The following is a 4,401-nucleotide window of genomic DNA, read 5'->3' on the forward strand; positions in this document are numbered from 1 at the left end:
TGCCGTTCACGTCACTCCGCGAAAATCTAATTCAGGCATACCTAGACTTTTCTTATTTTCGTACAACGGAACAAAAATTACTCCGGCTTTGCGCAAGATGCCAATCACAAGCCTACGATACACCATTTGGGGAGATGATTTATTTCATAAACAAACCAGCATTGGGCGGGTTGTTTATCAGATTTCAATCACTCTGCCCGTTGTCGCATTCACTCTATGCGAGATAGATATCACAGTCCGGTTCTCACTGACACGTTTTAACGCCTGCAAAACCTCTTTTTCTGTCTGTGCATCCAGATTTGCTGTGATCTCATCTAAAAGAAGCAGTTTCGGTTTTGCCGCCGCTGCGCGGGCGATCGACAAAAGCTGCCATTGCCCCTGCGAGAAAATTCCATCCGAACACGGTGTATCATACCCATGTTCTAAGCTCATGATCGTATCATCAAGTCCTGTCATTTTTGCAGCCGCACGGACATCCTCCATGGTAATAGACGGATCATACAGTGTGATCTGCTCTTTTACAGTTCCCGGAACCATATGGAAAGACTGCTCTACATAGCCGAAAAGGTGACGTTTTTCTGTGTCCGGGATATCTTTTGCCGGCTTTCCCTGAATTTGTACACTGCCGGTCTTTGGTTCATATAGTCCTAACAGCAGCTTAAATATCGTACTTTTTCCTGCACCGGTGCGACCGGAAAGTGTGACCTGTTCTCCTTCTTTCACCTCAAAACTAAGGTTATCTATCACATTTTGTTCTTCATAGGCAAATGTTACATTTTCAAAACTTACAAAAGCCGTATCTGCTTTTTGCAGATTTTCTTTTATGTATCCTGTTTTGTCCGAAAGTTCTTTCAGACAGAAAAATTCATTGATCCTGTGCACGCCTGCTATCGCGGACTGTATCGTCTGGATTTCCATACCAAGACTCTCCACCGGGGAAAATATCTGTGAAATATAATTCATGACAGCAACTGCTGTACCGGCTGACATTCCAAACAGATTTAATACGTTTGCATTGCCGGACGCTGAAAGTAACATAACAACTGCCACAACCACGGCATTTAAGATCAAAATAACCGGAGAATAGATCGCGTCATAAAAATTTGTCCGCTCCATGGCACGGTAACTTTCCCCGATATAAGTGTTATAACACTCTGCCATATAGTTTTCCCTGCCAAGATTACGGATTGTTCTTATATTGTGAAGCGTCTGAGGCACATGACCAGATGCACGGCTTACGGCACGCCGGTTCTCGATCTGCGCTGCCAGCATATTTTTCTGCACAATGCGCGTAAACCAGAACAGAAATGGCAGCAATACCACCAGTACAATGGCAAGTCCGCGGTTTTTAAACCAGATGACTGCAAGAATACTGATGATCTTGCACGCGTCCGCAAACATGCTGATGATCCCTGATGTAAACAGATTTTCTACCGTATCAACATCCCCTACAAACCGGGAAACCACTGCTCCAGGCTCCTGATGTGTCAGCGCATCCGCTGTCAGAACTGTATATTTATCCATCAGACTGCTTCTGAGTGCGTGCGTGATCTTTTGTCCAAACACAACTAACAGTCCCTCTCTTGAACTTTCCAGCAATCCTGTGAGCAAAGTAAAACCAAAATATAATAAAATAAGGTAAAATGATACTGCATTTCCCGCTGTCATACTATCTATGATATTTCCAAGAATAAGCGGTGGCAGGAGTGCTGTCAGAATTGCACCAACAACTGCACACACAATTCCGATAGAAAGCCATTTTTGTTTTTTTATCGTCCGAAGCATCACGCTTCCTACATTTTTACTGCCATGTGTTTTACTTTGTGTCTCGCTATGCATCCCGCATATCCCCTTTCTCCGCTGCATTTCTCTGCTCCGGCTCATTTCTGTCTATCGTTTTCTTTTTAAGTTGAAAATTTTATTCACATACCTGTACTTGTTCTGTCAGAAGCTTTTCTTTTTCTGACTTTCCGTTTTCTACTGTACTGCTCTTCGTCTGCTCCTCATAAAGTTTTGCATATTCCGGATATTTTTTCATTATCTCTTCATGCGTGCCAACCGCAGCATGCCCATGTTCCATCCAGATTACCTGATCCATTTCCGGGAACAGATAAAGTCTGTGTGATAACAGGATTACAATACTGTCTGAAGCCATCATCTTTAAGTTCGCATACACTTCCTGCTCTGTATTCCGGTCAAGCGCAGAAAAGGGATCGTCTAAGATCAGCACTGGTCTCTTATGACACAGGGTTCTCGCAAGTGCCAGACGTTTCGCCTGACCACCGGAAAGTCTGACTCCTCCATTTCCCACAACTGTATCCATTCCCTGTTCCATCTCAGCCACTTCTTTATCAAAGCACACTGCCTTCAGATAAACGGCGGCATCCTTATCCTCCCCTAACAGAATATTATTTTTTATACTGTCATCAAATAATTCCGGATCATGACCTAAATATCCCACTGTCCCGGTCAGTACAGAATTTTCCATTTTACTTAACTCATCACCAGCAAAACGGATGCTTCCCTTATAAGGATATTCACACAGAAACGTCTTGCCAAATGTCGATTTGCCGGATGCAACTGCCCCGGTAACACCGATGATCTGTCCCGGCTGTGCCGAAAAAGTAATATCCTCATAGATATCTGTTCCACCCGGATATGCAAAACCCAAATGGGAAACTTCAAGTTTTTCCGGCTTTTGAACACTGCTTTCGCCATCATTTTCAACACATTTCATGAGAGGTTTGATCCGCTTCCAGGAGACCTGTGCCTTGTGGACTGCATTAAAAAGTTTTGCCGCACTTGATGATTTAACGGAAAGTTTGGTAAAACAGGTAAGAAAGGTGGTAAATGCTGCCACGTCCCAGGATCTCCATCCGTTTCCAAGTACGTTTTTACTTCCAAAATATAAAATAAATAGAACACCTGCCATAGAAATAACACGGTAGACCGGTGGAAATGCCGCACTCCAGATATTTACCCGCACTGCAGATTTTTCATATGCTGACAGATTTTTTTCATAAGAATCTTTTCGCTCCTGCTCACAGCCATAAACACGGTAAGTAATCGCATTTGACGCCCGGTCTAAGGTAGCTGCACTTAAAATCCCGGACTGCTCCTTATAAGCCGCCCCCGTCCGCTGTACGATTTCTTTCATTTTTTCAGCCAGAAAATAAGAAACCGGGGGAAACAGCATACTTAAAACAGCAAGTCTAAAGTCATAAAAGAGTAACATTCCGGCATATGCAAGCAGCGCCACTCCGGTATCAAATATTTCCGTGGTAAATTTCCGCATACCCTCCGCACAGTCATCCACATCAAGGATTGCCTTTGTCATGACATTTCCGGCACCTTCCTCCTCAAGTTCTGCCCTGCTTTTATGCACAAGACTGTTATAGAGCACATGCTTCATGCGCCGGTTGACATTATTTGCAAAACGTCTCACATAAAAACGCTTGATATATCTCGAACTCTGTACTACCACAATCGCGATCACATATGCTGCAACCAGTTTTTCCATGTCAGGAAACCCTGCTCTGCCTCTAAGGATATCCACCAGACATCCCGCCATTTTTCCCTCAAACCATGGTCCTGCAAGAAGTCCTAAATTATAGATCAGTCCGGAAACTGTCACTGCAAGAAGAACCTGCCACTCCATTTTAAAATAAGAAATAACCCGATCCGCCTGAAATCCACTTATTTCTTTTCCATTGCTTTCTCTGCCACAATTATCACTCATCCGTCTCACCATCCATTTCTGCCATGTCACTTTCCCCTGTTTCCACAAGTTTTGACACATCTTTAAACTCTGCTCTCCGCTGCTCCTTAGATCTCCAGTAAATCTTATCTAACGTTTTCAGAAATGGTACTTTCTCGTCTTCCGGCAGCTCTGCTAACAGCCATTCATAAAACACACTCTCAATATGTGCCTTTGAATTTTTTAATTGTTCTGCTTTCTCTGTTGCATACAAAAGCTGACTTCTGCCATCCTTAGGGTTTGGTTTCCGGTAAAGATAGCCTTTGCTCTCTAAACTTGCTGCGCGCCTTGCGGCTGCTCCTTTGTCAATCTTTAACTGTTCTATGACTTTTGCCTGTGTGACACCTGGATTGTGCCTGATAAAATGGATGAAATCAAATTCTGCTGTTCCGATTCCCTCTTCTTTCATCATTTTTAGTGTAAATTTAGATGCCTCACGCGCTATTTTTGTGATTTTTCTTCCTGTTTCATCCATTGTTGGTCTCCTTTTTCCAATTATCTGCAAAATTGAATTATCATCATATAAACTGCCCTGACAAATGTTGGTTTGTGGGTGACATGAGTTTCCTTGTGTAGGGTGGTTCTGGGGGTTTTCGATTGGCAAATTGCATCAAGCCGGGACTCGTTTTGTTCCGTTGTACGAA

At 43.3% G+C, this 4,401-nt stretch carries 3 protein-coding genes; all 3 read right to left on the reverse strand.

Going from position 1 to position 4,401, the window contains the following annotated elements; translation table 11 throughout:
• Positions 1-177: 177 nt before the first annotated feature.
• The 3 genes from DW650_RS19060 to DW650_RS19070 all read right to left on the reverse strand — a co-directional run bounded on the left by DW650_RS19060 (position 178) and on the right by DW650_RS19070 (position 4,232).
• Positions 178-1,839, reverse strand: coding sequence for an ABC transporter ATP-binding protein (locus DW650_RS19060; RefSeq protein WP_118210865.1), 1,662 nt, complete (start codon positions 1,837-1,839; stop codon positions 178-180).
• Between the two features lie 79 nt (positions 1,840-1,918).
• Positions 1,919-3,739, reverse strand: coding sequence for an ABC transporter ATP-binding protein (locus tag DW650_RS19065; protein WP_241070697.1), 1,821 nt, complete (start codon positions 3,737-3,739; stop codon positions 1,919-1,921).
• Entirely contained in the window at positions 3,732-4,232 is a 501-nt protein-coding gene (locus tag DW650_RS19070) for a MarR family winged helix-turn-helix transcriptional regulator (RefSeq protein WP_117922676.1), read from the reverse strand. Before DW650_RS19070 ends, DW650_RS19065 begins: the two co-directional genes overlap by 8 nt.
• Between the last annotated feature and the right edge of the window lie 169 nt (positions 4,233-4,401).

The organism is Roseburia sp. AM23-20 (assembly GCF_003470905.1).
GTDB classification, from domain to species: domain Bacteria; phylum Bacillota; class Clostridia; order Lachnospirales; family Lachnospiraceae; genus Roseburia; species Roseburia rectibacter.

What these genes read in the sequence shown, in the direction of transcription:
- DW650_RS19065 (WP_241070697.1), bottom strand. Translation starts at nt 3,739, where the DNA reads ATGAGTGATAATTGTGGCAGAGAAAGCAATGGAAAAGAAATAAGTGGA.
- DW650_RS19060 (WP_118210865.1), bottom strand. Translation starts at nt 1,839, where the DNA reads ATGCATAGCGAGACACAAAGTAAAACACATGGCAGTAAAAATGTAGGA.
- DW650_RS19070 (WP_117922676.1), bottom strand. Translation starts at nt 4,232, where the DNA reads ATGGATGAAACAGGAAGAAAAATCACAAAAATAGCGCGTGAGGCATCT.